This is a genomic window from Vogesella margarita (genome assembly GCF_028548475.1).
GTDB lineage: Bacteria > Pseudomonadota > Gammaproteobacteria > Burkholderiales > Chromobacteriaceae > Vogesella > Vogesella margarita.
Genome location: NZ_JAQQLE010000001.1, coordinates 194,591 through 208,832 on the forward strand (window position 1 = coordinate 194,591; position 14,242 = coordinate 208,832).

Annotated in this window: 18 protein-coding genes; 14 read left to right on the forward strand and 4 right to left on the reverse strand. The window is 67.3% G+C overall.

The genetic code is table 11. The features are described from left to right. Positions 1 to 9 precede the first annotated feature (9 nt). Positions 10 to 654, forward strand: a complete 645-nt coding sequence (locus PQU96_RS00935) for a DedA family protein (protein WP_272770417.1) — start codon at positions 10 to 12, stop codon at positions 652 to 654. Positions 655 to 704: 50 nt separating this feature from the next. On the opposite strand, the gene PQU96_RS00940 is transcribed toward PQU96_RS00935, so the two are convergent. Next, positions 705 to 1,031 (reverse strand): FKBP-type peptidyl-prolyl cis-trans isomerase, encoded by a 327-nt coding sequence (locus tag PQU96_RS00940; RefSeq protein ID WP_047966982.1) that lies wholly within the window; start codon positions 1,029 to 1,031, stop codon positions 705 to 707. Positions 1,032 to 1,252: 221 nt separating this feature from the next. Here PQU96_RS00940 and PQU96_RS00945 point away from each other — a divergent pair, with 221 nt between their 5' ends. The 11 genes from PQU96_RS00945 to PQU96_RS00995 all read left to right on the forward strand — a co-directional run bounded on the left by PQU96_RS00945 (position 1,253) and on the right by PQU96_RS00995 (position 10,765). Beyond that, on the forward strand, positions 1,253 to 1,963 hold the full coding sequence (locus tag PQU96_RS00945) for a DUF2189 domain-containing protein (RefSeq protein WP_272770418.1): 711 nt from the start codon (positions 1,253 to 1,255) through the stop codon (positions 1,961 to 1,963). Positions 1,964 to 1,977: 14 nt separating this feature from the next. After that, positions 1,978 to 2,928, forward strand: coding sequence for a D-2-hydroxyacid dehydrogenase (locus PQU96_RS00950; protein ID WP_272770419.1), 951 nt, complete (start codon positions 1,978 to 1,980; stop codon positions 2,926 to 2,928). 134 nt (positions 2,929 to 3,062) lie between these two features. Then, a complete protein-coding gene (locus PQU96_RS00955; RefSeq protein ID WP_272770420.1) occupies positions 3,063 to 4,373 on the forward strand; it encodes an NAD(P)/FAD-dependent oxidoreductase in 1,311 nt (436 codons plus the stop codon). After that, a complete protein-coding gene (locus tag PQU96_RS00960) occupies positions 4,370 to 5,137 on the forward strand; it encodes a DUF1365 domain-containing protein (protein ID WP_272770421.1) in 768 nt (255 codons plus the stop codon). The genes PQU96_RS00955 and PQU96_RS00960 overlap by 4 nt, the downstream gene beginning before the upstream one ends. After that, positions 5,134 to 6,354, forward strand: coding sequence for an SAM-dependent methyltransferase (locus tag PQU96_RS00965; RefSeq protein WP_272770422.1), 1,221 nt, complete (start codon positions 5,134 to 5,136; stop codon positions 6,352 to 6,354). Before PQU96_RS00960 ends, PQU96_RS00965 begins: the two co-directional genes overlap by 4 nt. Before the next feature lie 34 nt (positions 6,355 to 6,388). Next, the gene (locus PQU96_RS00970) at positions 6,389 to 6,841 is read left to right on the forward strand and encodes a chalcone isomerase family protein (protein WP_272770423.1); all 453 of its coding nucleotides are present in this window, start codon (positions 6,389 to 6,391) and stop codon (positions 6,839 to 6,841) included. Next, positions 6,838 to 8,079, forward strand: a complete 1,242-nt coding sequence (locus PQU96_RS00975; RefSeq protein WP_272770424.1) for an MFS transporter — start codon at positions 6,838 to 6,840, stop codon at positions 8,077 to 8,079. The genes PQU96_RS00970 and PQU96_RS00975 overlap by 4 nt, the downstream gene beginning before the upstream one ends. Next, the gene (locus PQU96_RS00980; protein WP_272770425.1) at positions 8,076 to 8,618 is read left to right on the forward strand and encodes a DUF3833 domain-containing protein; all 543 of its coding nucleotides are present in this window, start codon (positions 8,076 to 8,078) and stop codon (positions 8,616 to 8,618) included. Before PQU96_RS00975 ends, PQU96_RS00980 begins: the two co-directional genes overlap by 4 nt. Beyond that, entirely contained in the window at positions 8,615 to 9,388 is a 774-nt protein-coding gene (locus PQU96_RS00985) for an SDR family NAD(P)-dependent oxidoreductase (RefSeq protein WP_272770426.1), read from the forward strand. Before PQU96_RS00980 ends, PQU96_RS00985 begins: the two co-directional genes overlap by 4 nt. Further along, complete coding sequence (locus PQU96_RS00990) at positions 9,385 to 9,798, forward strand: nuclear transport factor 2 family protein (RefSeq protein ID WP_272770427.1); 414 nt, start codon at positions 9,385 to 9,387, stop codon at positions 9,796 to 9,798. The genes PQU96_RS00985 and PQU96_RS00990 overlap by 4 nt, the downstream gene beginning before the upstream one ends. A 43-nt stretch (positions 9,799 to 9,841) precedes the next feature. Continuing rightward, on the forward strand, positions 9,842 to 10,765 hold the full coding sequence (locus PQU96_RS00995; RefSeq protein ID WP_272770428.1) for a MerR family transcriptional regulator: 924 nt from the start codon (positions 9,842 to 9,844) through the stop codon (positions 10,763 to 10,765). A gap of 227 nt (positions 10,766 to 10,992) precedes the next feature. Here the strand turns inward: PQU96_RS00995 and PQU96_RS01000 are convergent, their stop codons facing one another. Continuing rightward, a complete protein-coding gene (locus tag PQU96_RS01000) occupies positions 10,993 to 11,472 on the reverse strand; it encodes a DUF1841 family protein (RefSeq protein ID WP_245961022.1) in 480 nt (159 codons plus the stop codon). Between the two features lie 50 nt (positions 11,473 to 11,522). Between PQU96_RS01000 and PQU96_RS01005 the strand changes: the two genes are divergently transcribed. Beyond that, on the forward strand, positions 11,523 to 12,008 hold the full coding sequence (locus PQU96_RS01005) for a glutathione peroxidase (protein ID WP_272770429.1): 486 nt from the start codon (positions 11,523 to 11,525) through the stop codon (positions 12,006 to 12,008). Between the two features lie 70 nt (positions 12,009 to 12,078). Here PQU96_RS01005 and trmB read toward each other — a convergent pair whose 3' ends face one another. Beyond that, positions 12,079 to 12,759: a tRNA (guanosine(46)-N7)-methyltransferase TrmB gene (gene trmB, locus PQU96_RS01010; RefSeq protein ID WP_272770430.1), complete on the reverse strand. Its 681-nt coding sequence runs from the start codon at positions 12,757 to 12,759 to the stop codon at positions 12,079 to 12,081. Between the two features lie 196 nt (positions 12,760 to 12,955). Between trmB and PQU96_RS01015 the strand changes: the two genes are divergently transcribed. Continuing rightward, positions 12,956 to 13,264, forward strand: a complete 309-nt coding sequence (locus PQU96_RS01015; protein WP_272770431.1) for a hypothetical protein — start codon at positions 12,956 to 12,958, stop codon at positions 13,262 to 13,264. A gap of 86 nt (positions 13,265 to 13,350) precedes the next feature. Here the strand turns inward: PQU96_RS01015 and PQU96_RS01020 are convergent, their stop codons facing one another. After that, on the reverse strand, positions 13,351 to 14,217 hold the full coding sequence (locus tag PQU96_RS01020; RefSeq protein WP_272770432.1) for an SDR family oxidoreductase: 867 nt from the start codon (positions 14,215 to 14,217) through the stop codon (positions 13,351 to 13,353). Positions 14,218 to 14,242: the final 25 nt, after the last annotated feature.

The following is a 14,242-nucleotide window of genomic DNA, read 5'->3' on the forward strand; positions in this document are numbered from 1 at the left end:
CAGGCTGACATGGATATCCTGCAGATTCTTATCGATTTGTTCACGGGATACGGCTACTTTGCCGTATTCATCGTGTTGCTGGTGTGTGGTTTTGGTGTGCCGATTCCCGAGGATATTACCCTGGTCGCCGGCGGCATCATTTCCGGGCTGGGCTATACCGACGTGCACGTGATGTTCGCGGTGGGCATGGCCGGCGTGCTGTTCGGCGATGGCCTGATGTTCTTCGCCGGTCGCCTCTACGGCGACCGGGTGCTGCGCTTCAAGCCGATTGCCAAAGTGATGACGCCGGAGCGTTTTGCCGCGGTACAGGAGAAGTTTGCCCGCTACGGCAACTGGGTGCTGTTCGTCGCCCGTTTCCTGCCCGGCCTGCGTTCGCCTATCTTCCTGACCGCCGGGTTGACGCGGCGCATCCCGTACTGGCGTTTCCTGCTGATGGACGGTTTTGCCGCGCTGATCTCGGTGCCGGTGTGGGTGTATCTCGGCTACTTCGGTGCACGCAACCACGAGTGGCTGATGCAGATGGTGCACCGTGGCCAGGCCGGCATCCTGATCGCGATCGCGCTGCTGGCGGTGGTGCTGGGCGGTTTTTACTGGCGCCACAAGCGGCGCGAGTCGAAGGCCCGCCGCAACGCCGAAGACCTGATCGCCAAATGAATAATGCCCCGCAGCGCGGGGCATTATTCATTGCCGGGTGAGGCGGGCGGTCAGCCGACCTGCAGCAGCTCGACCTCGAATACCAGCGTCGCGTGCGGCGGGATCACGCCGCCGGCACCGCGGGCGCCGTAGCCCAGCTCGGCCGGGATGGTCAGCTTGCGCTTGCCGCCGACCTTCATGCCTTGTACGCCCTGGTCCCAGCCCTTGATCACGTAACCTTCGCCCAGCACGAAGCTGAACGGCTGGTAGCGGTCCTTGCTGGAATCGAATTTGGTGCCATCGGTCAGCCAGCCGGTGTAGTGCACGGTCACTTCCTGAGCGGCCACGGCTTCCGCGCCGTCGCCTACCAGCAGGTCTTCGATGATCAGTTCTGCCATGAGATGTCCTTGTTTTGCTGCATTAGCGAAAGCGGCATTTTAGCAGCCCGCCACCGCGCCGTCGAAATCTTGATATTGTCTTTGCCCTTCAATTGCTTATAAAGAGAAAGCGGAGAAGTTTTCGCCCGTGACATTATTCGAATAGGGGAACGGCAATGGACATTACGCATCTTCCTTCTCATGAGCATGTCGTCGTCAGGCATGTGACACCCGATCAACCATTGCAATGGCTGCAGATGGGCTGGCAGGATCTGCGGCGCGCACCGGCCGATGCGCTGTTCTACGGCGCCGTGTTCGTGGTGATGGGCTTCCTGCTGAACATGTACTTCGACTTCGCACCACAATACGTGATCACCCTGGCGGCGCTGTTCCTGCTTGGCGGCCCGTTCCTCGCCATCGGCCTGTACGATATCGCGCGCCAGCTGGAGGATCCGGCCGGCGGGAAGGTGACGCTGATGCACAGCATGACCGCCTGGCGCGTCAACATGCCGGGCTTTACCCTGTTCGCCGCCTTGCTGGCGGTGCTGGTGTTCGGCTGGTTCCGCATCTCGCTGCTGATGTTCGCGCTGTTCTTCCAGGGGAGCGTGCCGTCGCTGGAGCAGCTGGTGGCCTCCGCCTTCACCGCCGAGAACCTGCCGTTCCTGATTGCCTACTTCGGCACCGGCTTCTTCTTTGCCGCGGCGGTGTTCGCGCTCAGCGTCTGCGCCATCCCGATGATGCTGGACAAGGACGTCGACACCATCACCGCGATGGTGATGAGTGCACAGGCGGTGTACCGCAACTTGCTGACGATGGTGATCTGGGCGGCTATGATCGTGGTCCTGACCGCGATCGGTTTTGCTACCCAGTTCATCGGCCTGCTGCTCATCATGCCCCTGATCGGGCTGGCCAGCTGGCATGCCTATCGCGCCCTGATCAACTTCGAGCGCTAGAACCCGTCCACTTCATGACTCCTCACATCGTGTTTGTCGACCGGGACAGCTTGCCTGTCCCGGTGCCGTCTTGTGCCTTCCCGCACCGCTTCACCGCCTATCCATCGACCAGCCGCGAACAACTGCTGACCCACTGTGCCGATGCCGACATCGTGATCAGCAACAAGGTCGCCTTCGATGCGGCAACGTTGGCCGCATTGCCGCGGCTGAAGCTGCTGGCCATCGCCGCCACCGGCTACAACCACATCGATGTCGCCGCCTGCCGCGAGCGCGACATCGCGGTGTGCAACATCCGCCACTACGGCGACGACACGGTGGCCGAGCACGCCTTCATGCTGATGATGGCGTTGATGCGCAACCTGCCGGCCTACCAGCGCGACGTCGCCGCCGGGGTGTGGCAGCAGGCGGCGCAGTTCTGCCACTTCGGCGCGCCGATCCGCGACCTGCAAGGCGCAACGCTGGGCATCGTCGGCAGCGGCGGCATCGGCCAGGCAATGGCTACGCGCGCCCGTGCCTTCGGCATGCGCGTGCAGTTTGCCGAGCGCAAGGGCGCGGGCACGGTACGTGACGGCTACGTGTCGTTTGACGCGCTGTTGGCCAGCTCCGACGTGATCTCGCTGCACTGCCCGCTGAACGACGACACCCGCAACCTGATCGCCCAGCCGGAGCTGATGGCGATGAAGCCGGGCGCGGTGCTGATCAACACCGCGCGCGGCGGGCTGGTGGACGAGGAGGCGCTGGTGGCGGCGCTGAAATTCGGCCAGCTCGGCGGCGCCGGCTTCGACGTGCTGTCGGTGGAGCCGCCGCGCGACGGCAACCCGCTGCTGAAGGCGCGTCTGCCGCACCTGATCGTGACGCCGCACGTCGGCTGGGCCAGCGGCGAGGCGATGGCCAGGCTGGCGGCGCAACTGGTCGACAATATTGAGGCCTGGCAGCGCGGTGAACGGCAGAACCGGCTGGATTAAAACCGTCTACTTGTGATGGACAAAGCCCGACGATGTCGGGCTTTTTTGTTGAACTTTTCATTTTTGTACAGGACAAACATTTGACAATGTGGGGCAATTGATCGATAACGCAGTATCGATAAAGGACTGACATCATGAAAGTTGCGGTGGTGGGTGCCGGGATTGCCGGCTTGTCCTCGGCCTGGCTCCTGAGCCGGGCGGGACACCAGGTGGTGCTGTACGAGGCAGCGGCCTACGCCGGCGGCCACAGCAACACCGTCGACGTCGAGCTGGACGGCATCCGCGCGCCGGTTGACACCGGCTTCCTGGTGCACAACGACCGTACCTATCCCAATCTGATCCGCCTGTTTGCGCTGCTGGGGGTGCCGGTACGCGCCAGCGAGATGACTTTCTCGGTGGTGCTGGAGCAGGAAAACGTCGAGTGGGCCGGCAGCAGCGTCGCCACGCTGTTCGCGCAGAAGCGCAACCTGTTGCGGCCAACCTTCTGGCGCATGGTCGGCGACATCCTGCGCCTGCACCGGCTGGCGCCGCAGCTGCGGCGGGAAAGCCGCGACAGCGGCGAGACGCTGGGGCAGATCCTCGACCGTTACCGCTTCAGCGCGGCACTGCGCGACTGGTATTTGCTGCCGATGGGGGCTGCGATCTGGTCCAGCTCCACCCGCGACATGGCCGCGTTTCCGGCCTCGACCTTCTTCGACTTCTGCGCCAACCACGGCCTGATGCAGATACTGGACCGGCCGCAGTGGAAGACGGTGCAGGGCGGCTCGCGCGAGTACGTGCAGCGCATGGTGGCCGGCATTGGCGACGTACGGCTGTCGTCGCCGGTGCACCGGGTGCGCCGCGACGAACGCGGCGTGACGCTGTCCAGCCGCCACGGCGACGAGCACTTCGAGCAGCTGGTGCTGGCCTGCCACAGCGACCAGGCGCTGGCGCTGCTTGGCGATGCCAGCGACGCCGAACGGGCGCTCTTGTCGCAGCTGCGCTACCAGCCCAACCGCGCGGTGCTGCACACCGACGCCTCCTTCCTGCCGGCGCGACGCCAGGCGTGGTCGGCGTGGAATTACCGCATGGGCGAGGGCGGGCCGTCGTCGCAGCCGGTGATGGTCAGCTACCTGCTCAACCAGCTGCAGGGGCTGCCGTTCCGCAGTCCGGTGATCGTGACGCTGAATCCCTACCGCGAGCCGCAGGGCAAGCTGGCGGAATTTGACTACGCCCACCCGCTGTTCGACCGCGCCGCCATCGCCGCACAGCAGTCGCTGGCGACGATACAGGGCCGCCAGCGCACCTGGTTTGCCGGCGCGTGGGCCGGCTACGGCTTCCACGAGGACGGCCTCAAGGCCGGCATGGCGGTAGCGCAGGCGCTCGGCGCACCGATCCCGTGGGATATTTCCGTGCCGCTGGCCGCGCAGCCGGCATTGCCGCAGCCAGTGGTGATTGCGCCATGAGCGCGTTTACCGTCTACCGCGGCCGCGTCTGGCACGGACGCAGCGCGCCGGCCCGTCATCAGTTCAGCTACCGCCACGCCTGGCTCGCGCTGACACTGCTGCCGGGCCAGCCGGAGCCGGCCAGCATCCGCCTGGCGCCGGGGGTGAGCTGGCAGCGCCGCCGCCACGGCCCGCGCGACGGCTCGCCGCTGCTGCCGTGGCTGACGGCAAGGTTGGCCGCAAGCGGGGTGCGCGACATCGCGCGCGTCGAGCTGCACACCCTGCCCAGCCTGTGCGGCTACGTGTTCAACCCGGTCAGCTTCTACCTGGTGTTCGATGCCGCCGCCACGTTGCGCGCGGTGTGGGTCGAGGTCAGCAACACCTTCGGCCAGCATCACGACTACTGCCTGCACCATCCCGACCATCGCGCTATCGGCAGCCGCGACCTGCTGGACGCCGGCAAGGCGCTGCAGGTGTCGCCGTTCTTCCGGGTGGAGGGCAGCTACCGCTTCCGCTTCCTGCGCGAGGCAGACGGCCGCTTCGCGGTGCGCATCGAGTACCGCCGCGACGGAGCACACAGCGGCTTCGTCGCCACCCAGCAGGGCACGCCGGTGCCGTACTCGCCGGCGCGGCTGTGGCAGCTGCTGCTGGCCACCGGCCTGCTGAGCGTCGGTGTCTGGGTGCGCATCCACTGGCAGGCGCTGCGCTTGTGGCGCAAGAAAATCCCGTTTTTCGGCAAGGATGGCCACGCGGCCACCCCGGCCCCTCCCGGAGAGTTGTCATGAACGCATCCTCGCGTACCCTCGCTTCGCCGCAGGACTTGCGGGCACCATTGCTGGTGCGCCCGCTGCTGCTGGCCCTGTCGCGCCTGCAGTACGGCGAGCTGACGCTGATCACCCCCGACGGCGGCAGCTACCTGTTCCGCGGCGCCCATCCCGGTCTGCAGGCACAGCTGCAGGTCTACGACTGGCGCGCGCTGCGCCGCATCGTGCTGGCCGGCGACATCGGCCTCGCCGAAGCCTGGCGCGACGGCTGGCTGGCATCGCCGGACTGGACGTCGCTGCTGCAGCTGGCACTGGCCAACGAGGCCGCCTTCGAGCAGGCGATCCACGGCAGCTGGCTGGGCACCGCCGGTTACTGGCTGAAGCACCTGACGCGGGCCAATACCCGCCGCGGCAGCCGCCGCAACATCCACGCGCACTACGACATCGGCAACGACTTCTACCGGCTGTGGCTGGACCCGGGCATGAGCTACTCCGCCGCCATCTTCAGCGGCGAGGCCGGGCAAACGTTGGCCGCGGCGCAGGAGGCCAAGTACGAACGCATCCTCGCGCGCCTCGATGCGCAGCCGGGGCAGCGCATCCTGGAGATCGGCTGCGGCTGGGGCGGCTTTGCCGAGTACGCGATCCGCAGCCGCGGCGTGCACGTCACCGGCGTGACCCTGTCGCCGTCGCAGCTGGAGTGGGCGCAGCAAAGGTTGGCCGCAGCCGGGCTTGCCGAGCAGGCCGAGCTGCGGCTGCAGGACTACCGCGACATCGACGGCCAGTTCGACCACATCGTGTCGATCGAGATGCTGGAGGCGGTCGGCGCGCGCTGGTGGCCGCGCTACTTCCGCACCCTGCACGACCGCCTCAAGCCCGGCGGCCGGGCGATGGTGCAGGTGATCACCATCGGCGACGACTACTTCGCGCGCTACCAGCGCGGCACCGACTTCATCCAGCAGTTCATTTTCCCCGGCGGCATGCTGCCATCGCCGGCGGCGCTGGACCGTGACATCGCCGGCGCCGGGCTGCAGCTGGCCGAGCGCTACACCTTTGGTCGCGATTACGCCGAGACACTGCGGCGCTGGTTGCATGATTTCAACGCCGCGCTGCCGCAGGTGTATGGCCAGGGCTTCGATCAGGCTTTCGTGCGCCTGTGGCAGTTCTACCTGCACTACTGCATCGCCGGCTTCGACGCGGGACGCACCGATGTCTGCCAACTGGAAATCCGTCGCCGCTAGCGTGGCGCTGCTTGTCGCACAGATGGGAAATGCCATGGCACTGCCAGCAGAACTGAACGGTTTGCAACTGCGCGGCCAGGGCACGCTGCGCTGGTTCGGTTTCAAGCTGTACGACTCGGCGCTGTACACCCCGGCGGCGCAGCCCTTCCAGTGGGCGCGGCCGTTCGCGCTGGAGATCCGCTACGCGCGCAGCATTGCCGGCGCCAAGCTGGTGGAAACCAGCCTCGAGGAAATGCTGCGCTACGGCATGCCGGAGCGTTCACGCGTGGCGTGGGCCGAGCACATGCGGCGCGCCTTTCCCGACGTAAAGGAGGGCGACGTGCTGCTCGGCGCCATGGACGGCGCGGTGGTGCGCTTCTGGCTCAACGGCCGCCTGACCCACCGCATCGACGACCCGCTGTTCGGGCAGCTGTTCTTCCGCATCTGGCTGGATCCGGCGTCGCGGGCGCCGGCGGTGCGCGAACAGCTGCTGGGTGGCCGCGGATGAACGCGCTGAGCACGCGCCAGCTGGCACTGAGCGGCCTCGGCGGCCTGCCGCTGGCGATGGTGGCGCTGCCGCTGTACGTGCACACCCCGGCGCTGTACGCCGCCGATTTCGGCGTGGCGCTGGCCAGCCTCGGCTGGGTGCTGCTGCTGGCGCGGCTGTTCGATACCGCGATCGACCCGCTGCTCGGGCTGTGGCAGGACCGCCTGTCGCCGGCCCGCGCCCGCGCGCTGCTGCTGCTGGCCGCCGGCGGCGGGCTGGCCGGTTTCGGCTGGCTGGTGATGCCGCAGCGCGACTGGCCGCTGCTGCCGCAACTGGCTGCCGCGCTGCTGCTGGTGTATCTGGCGCACGGCTGGCTCAGCATCGCGCTGCTGCGCTACGGCGCGGCCTTGTGGCCCAGCGTGCACGGCCGTTCACGGGTGGCGGCGTGGCGTGAGGGCTGGGCGCTGCTGGGCGTGCTGCTGGCGGCGGCGCTGCCGGCAACGTTGGCCGCACGCCACGGCCAGCAGTACGCGCTACAGGTGCTGGTGGCGTTGTTGCTGTTGTGCAGCGTGCTCTGCCTGTGGCTGCTGCGCCATGCCCCTGCCGCGCCGGCGCCGGCCGGGGAGCACGCGGCGCCGCCTTGGCGTCAGTTGTGGCGTGACGCCGCCTTCCGCCGCGTGCTGCTGGTGCTGTTGCTCAACGCCACCGCGATGGCGATTCCGGCGACGCTGCTCAATTTCTACATCGCCGACCTGCTGCGCACGCCGGCGCTGGCCGGGCTGTTCCTGCTGCTGTACTTCCTCGCCGCGGTGCTGTCGCTGCCGCTGTGGGTGCGCCTTGCCGACCGCATCGGCCGCGTCGCCGCCTGGCGCGGCGGCATGCTGCTGGCGCTGCTGGTGTTCCTGCCGGTGCTGGCGCTGGGCGAGGGGCAGGGCGGGCTGTTTGCGGTGGTGTGTCTGCTGACGGGCACGGCACTGGGCGCCGATCTGGCCTTCGGCAGCGCGCTGGTGGCCGACGTGCTCGGCGAGCGCGTCGCGGCGCAGGGCGGCGCCGCCTTCGGTGCGGTGTCGATGGTGAACAAGCTGGCGCTGGCCTGTGCCGCCGGCCTTGCGCTGCCGCTGGCGGCGCAGCTGGGCTACCAGCCCGGTGGCGACGCCTCGGCGCTGCCGTGGCTGTATGCCGGCCTGCCGGCGTTATTCAAGCTGGCGGCCTGCCTGGCGCTGCCGCCGGCCCCCATCCTTTCGGGAGCAAGAGCATGATCAGGACACCAAAAGCCGCGCTGCTCGCGGCACTGTGCGGGCTGCTGGCCGCGTGTTCCAGCACCGGCATCGACGACTACCGCGGCACGCGGCCAACCTTCGACCTGAAAACGTATTTTAACGGCCCGCTGATGGCGCAGGGCATGTTCCAGGACCGCAGCGGCAAGGTGCTGCGCCGCTTCAGCGTGCAGATGAACGGCAGCTGGCAGGGCGACCGCGGCGTGCTGGACGAGCACTTTAGCTACGACGACGGCGAGAAACAGCGCCGGGTGTGGACGCTGCAAAAGCTGCCCGACGGGCGCTACAGCGGCACCGCCAGCGACGTGGTGGGGCAGGCCAGCGGCCGCAGCGCAGGTTTTGCGCTGTTCTGGGACTACACGCTGCGCCTGCCGGTGGACGGCAAGGTGTACGAGGTGCGTTTCGACGACTGGATGTACCAGCTGGACGAACACACGGTGCTGAACCGCTCGGTGATGAGCAAGTGGGGCGTGCGCCTGGGCGAAGTCACGCTGGTGTTCCGCAAGGGAGCGCAGCCGTGAGCCTGAACCCGAGGCTGCAGGACTGGCACAACCGCCGCGTGTGGCTGGTCGGCGCCGGCCACGGCATCGGTGCGGCGCTGGCGCACGAGCTGCACCGCCTGGGCGCCTGGGTGGCGCTGTCCGGCCGCCATGAGGCGGCGCTGCGCGAGGTTGCCCGCGGCCACGAGCGCATGTGGCTGCTGCCGCTGGACGTGACCCGCCCCGAGGACTGGCAGCGCTGCCGCGACCAGTTGCTGCAGCAGTGGCAGGGCATCGACCTGGTGGTGATGCTGGCCGGCGACTACACCCCGCTGCGCGCCTGGCAGCTGACGCCGGAGCTGGCGCGACGCATGGTCGACGTCAACCTGCTGGGAGTGATGTACGGCAGTGCGGCGCTGGTGCCGCAGCTGCTGGCGCAGTCCGGCGGCGCCATCGCGCTGGTGGCCAGCGCCGCCGGCTGGGGGGGGATGCCCAACGGCCTGGTGTACGGCGCCACCAAGGCGGCGGTGAACCACTTCGCGCAGACGCTGTATCTTGACCTGCACCGTCACGGCATCGGTGTGCATGTGATCAATCCCGGCTTTGTCGCCACCCGCCTCACCGCGCAGAACGAGTTCGCCATGCCGGCGCTGCTGACGCCGGAGGAAGCGGCGCAGCTGATCGTGCGCGGCTTCGCCCGCGGCGAGTTCGACATCCATTTCCCCAAGCGCTTCTCGTGGCCGCTGAAGTTGGCCGCATTGTTGCCCTACCGCCTGTATTTCTGGCTCGCCCACAAGGTTACCGGACTATGAACCCCCATCTTGCCCGCCATCTGGACTGGTTTGCCACGCTGTCGCCACAGACGCTGGCCGACATCGACACTGTCTACACCGAGTCGGCCACCTTCCGCGATCCGTTCCAGGCGCTGCACGGTCGCACCGCGATCGCAGAGCTGTACGCGCGCATGTTCCGGCAGCTGCAGGCGCCACGCTTCGTGATCGGCGAGGTGGTGGCGCAGGGCGACAAGGCCTTCGTCTGCTGGGATTTCAGCTTCGTGCTGCTCGGCCGGGCGCAGCAGATCCACGGCGGCACGCTGCTGACCCTCGCCGCCGACGGCCGCATCGCCGCGCACCGCGACTACTGGGATGCGGCGGAAGGGGTGTACGAAAAACTGCCGCTTGTCGGCGCCTTGCTGCGTGTGATCAAACGGCGCATGGCATAATGCCGGCCTTGTCTATGTCTTGTCGGGACGCCAGCGTGTACAAATGATGAACGAAGACTCTGCTCCGAGCGATGGCGGCCTGCCCATCGCCGCCGTCGAACGCGAAACCGGCATTCCCAAGGACCTGTTGCGGATGTGGGAGCGCCGTTATGGCTTTCCGCAGCCGGCGCGCGATGCCGCCGGCGACCGCCTGTACAGCGCGGAGCAGGTCGGCAAGCTGAAGCAGGTGCGGCGGCTGATGGACCTGGGCTTTCGCCCCGGCAAGCTGGTCGGGCAGAGCATGGCGCAGCTGGAGGCGCTGGCGCAGACCCACACCCCGGCGCGGGTGGTGCCGGATGTCTGCGCCGGCCTGATCGACGCGCTGAGCGGCCACGATGCGCTGGCGGTGCGCGAGCTGCTGCGGCACCGCCTGTTCGAGCTCGGCCTGCGCCACTTCGTCTGCGATTTCCTGGCCGCGGCCAACCAGCTGGTCGGCGAGGCGTGGATGCGCGGCGAGCTGCGCGTGCACGAGGAACACCTGTACTCGGAAGAGGTCAAGCGCGTGCTGCGCGAGACCCTGGCCGGGATCCCCGCCGGCCCGCAGTCGCCGCGGGTGATGCTGACCACCTGCCCGGGCGAGCTGCACCTGATCGGCCTGCTGATGGTGGAGGCGCTGCTGCGCCTGGCCGGCTGCGACGCCATCGCCTTCGGCGCGCAGATGCCGCTGTCCGACATCGCCAGCGCGGCGCGCAAGCATCGCGTCGATGTGGTGGTGCTGTCCTTTTCCGCCGCCTACGAGGCCAGTCCGCAGGCGGATGCCGCGCTGCTGGACTCGCTGCTGCCGGACGGGGTCGAGCTCTGGCTCGGCGGTAGCGGCTGCCGCGGCCTGAAGCGCTTGCCGCCGCGCGCGACGCTGCTGACGCTGGAACGGCTCGACGCCTGCGTCAGCCTCTGGCGCGAGCTGCACCCGCCGGCAATTGCCGTTTGAAAAAGGCGGCGACCTTGGCCATAACAAAGAGGCCATCGCGGCGTGTCGCCGGATGGCCTTGGGGTGGTGGCAGCGCGGCCGGTCTCAGAACGTGTTCACGATCTCGCGAGCTAGAGCGAGACCAGGCAAAAACGGCTGAGGAAGCGGCGTTTAACTGGAATAAACAAGCATTCCGAAGCCGTTTTTAACGCGGTATCGCCGAAGCGCAGCAGATCGTGAACAGGTTCTCAGTCGTCCATGTCTTTCAGGTTCTTGCGCGGGGTGTCTTCCGGATCCTGCCCCAGCTTGCCGCGGATACAGGACAGGTACACGTTCACGTCCGGCCCGCCGCCGTAACGCTGCGCCTGCCAGATCATCTCGCCCAGGCAGTCCAGCACCTCGTGCTGCGCGTCGTGCTCGCTGCCGGTCTGCTGCAACAGCTGCTGGTACAGCGCGCGGATGCCGGGCGGCTGGTCGATCGACAGCTGCTCTTCCAGCGCCAGGTGCATGCCCATGTGCAGGAAGGGGTTGGTTTCGCCTTGCTCCGGCATCCACTCACGCTCGGCGTACTGTTGCGGACGGTTGAGCAGGTCGTGGTATTCCGGATGCAGCATGATCACGCTGAACAGCAGCTTCTCCAGATCGGTCAGCGGCTGACCGGCCTGTTGCTTCTGCCAGGTATCGAAAAAGAAACGGCGGGCATCCTGTCGGCTGGGTGCGAACATCATGGTTGACTGATTTACTCGGAAAAGCAGCATTATACGGATGGAGACCCACCATGACCACGATTGCGGACTTTGCGGCCAACCTTGGCGATGGCCTGTTGCAACCCCTGGCGCAGTACCGCGGTCAGGTGCTGCTGATCGTCAACACCGCCAGCGAATGCGGCTACACCCGGCAGTACGCCGGCCTGCAGGAGCTGCACAGCATCTATCAGGGGCAGGGCTTCAGCGTGCTGGGCTTTCCCTGCAACCAGTTCGGCGGCCAGGAGCCCGGCGACGCCCGTGCGATCCGTGATTTCTGCGTCAGCCGTTTCGGCATCAGCTTCCCGTTGTTCGAGAAGGGCGACGTCAACGGCGCGGGTGCCAGCCCGCTGTGGCACTGGCTGACCGGCGCCGACGGCAAGCACCCGCATCCGGTGAAGTGGAACTTCACCAAGTTCCTGATCGACCGCAAGGGGCGGCTGGTAAAACGCTACGAGCCGGCGGCGGAGCCGCACGACATCGCCGGCGACATCGAGGTGCTGCTGCAGGCGGCCGCCTGAACATACCCCACAAAACACTGCGGCCAACCTTGAGCGCAAGGTTGGCCGCAGTGTCACGCCGGCAAAGGGATTACTTGCGGGTGAAGATGATGTCCCACACGCCGTGGCCCAGGCGAATGCCGCGCGCCTCGAACTTGGTCAGCGGGCGGTAGTCCGGGCGCGGCGCGTAGCCGTCGGCGCTGTTGGCCAGATCGGCGTTGGCGCTGAACACTTCCATGATCTGGATTGCGTAGTCTTCCCAGTCGGTGGCTGCGTGCAGGTAGCCGCCCGGCTTCAGCTTGCGCACCAGTTTTTCCACCAGCGGCGCCTGGATCAGCCGGCGCTTGTTGTGGCGCTTCTTGTGCCACGGATCGGGGAAGAAGATGTGCACGCCGTCCAGCGAACCGTCCGGCAGCATGTTGTCCAGCACCTCCACCGCGTCGTGGCGGATCAGGCGCAGGTTGCTGAGGTTCTGCTCGCCGATCAGCTTGAACAGGTTGCCCACGCCCGGCGAGTGCACCTCGATGCCGAGGTAATCCTTGTCCGGATTGCCGGCGGCGATTTCGGCGGTGGCGCCGCCCATGCCGAAGCCGATTTCCAGGATTTTCGGTGCCGCGCGGCCGAAGGCCTGCTGCAGGTCCAGCGGCGCCGCCCGATACTCGATGCCCCATTTCGGCATGCCTTCGTCGATGGCGCGCTGCTGCGCAGGAGACAGGTGGCCCTGACGCAGTACGAAGCTGCGAATGGCGCGGTTGAAGGCCGGATTTTCCATGGTCGTCACTCAAAAACTGCAAAAAGATCGCGATGTTACCGAATCTTGGCCGTCAGCGGTAGGGCTGCGCCACCACCCCGGATGCGGCCGCTTGGCACAGATCAACTCCGCTCCCGATTCACCTTGGCAAAGCGGCAGCATGTGCCATGCTGTGTGAGGGGAAAGCCGACGTAGCCATAGACACGGGAGGTGTCGCATGAATGATGAACTGCACGACTTTGTAAAACAGCTGGAAGAACACCGTGCCGAAGGGCAGGAACTGGGCGCGTTGCTGCAGGTGAACGCCGTGCGCCAGCTGTCGCTGCCCTTGTGTCACGAGACCTGCGCCGAGCTGCGCGCGATGGCCGAGGTGTTCCAGTGCGATGAAGCACTGCTGGCCAGCGCCATCCTGCGCGGCGCACTGCGCCATATGCAGCTGCACCTCAACGACGATCTCGACGCGCTGGCCGCGCTGGCGCGCGACCGGCTGACCAGCCCGTGCGAGGACGCCAGCGAGGCGATCTGACACGGCGGCAAGCCCACCATGAAGAAACCCCGCCACGGCGGGGTTTCTTTTTATGGTGGAGCCCAGGGTTGGCCGCAAGGCGGCGCTTACAGCCGGCGCAGCAACTCGTCCACCGTCGGGTAGCGCAGGCAGCCGGGCAGCTCGCGCAGCAGGCGCGCGTTGCTGAGGCGACGCGATTCTGCCATGAACGACCACAGCCCCGGTGATACCTGCTGCTGCACCACCGTGCGTGGCAGGCGCGGCGCACGCGGGTAGCCCAGCGTATCGGCCAGCTTGTCGTACCACTCGCCGACCGGCAGCGGCTGGCTGTCGCAGGCGTTGTAGACGCGGATGCCGCCGCGCGGCTGCTGCAGCGCGGCCACGCACAGTCGCGCCAGGTCGTCGGCGTGGATGTGGTTGCTGACGCTGTCTTCGGCGGCATCGATCAGCGGGGTGCCGTTGACGAGGCGGGTGACGGGCAGGCGCTCGGCGGCGTAGATACCCGGCGCGCGCAGGATGGTCAGCGCGCTGCCGTGGGCGATGGCGAAGCTGCGCAGCGCGCGCTCGGCGTCGACGCGGCGGCGGGCGCGCGGCGACGTTGGCCGCAGCGGTGCGCACTCGTCCAGCCACTTGCCATCGGCATTGCCGTACACGCCGCTGGTGCTGATATAGACCAGTTGCTGTGGTAAACTCGCCGTTTTTGCCAGTCGCGACAAGACCTTGCGCATTCTGGGGTCGATATTGCCGTGTTCCGGCGGCGGCGCGGTGTACAGCACCGCGTCGGCGAGGCCGGCGAGGCGTTCGAGACTGCGCGCATCATCTAGATCGCCCGGCACTGGCCGGGCTCCCAGCTGTCGCCATTGCGCGGAGGTTTCCGGGCGGCGCGTCAGCGCCAGTATCCGCCAGTGCGGTAGCAGCAGGGGCAGGGCACGCCGGGCGATATCGCCGGTGCCGATGATCAACAAGGTTCGCATGACGGCCATTTTAGCGAAGTTTAAG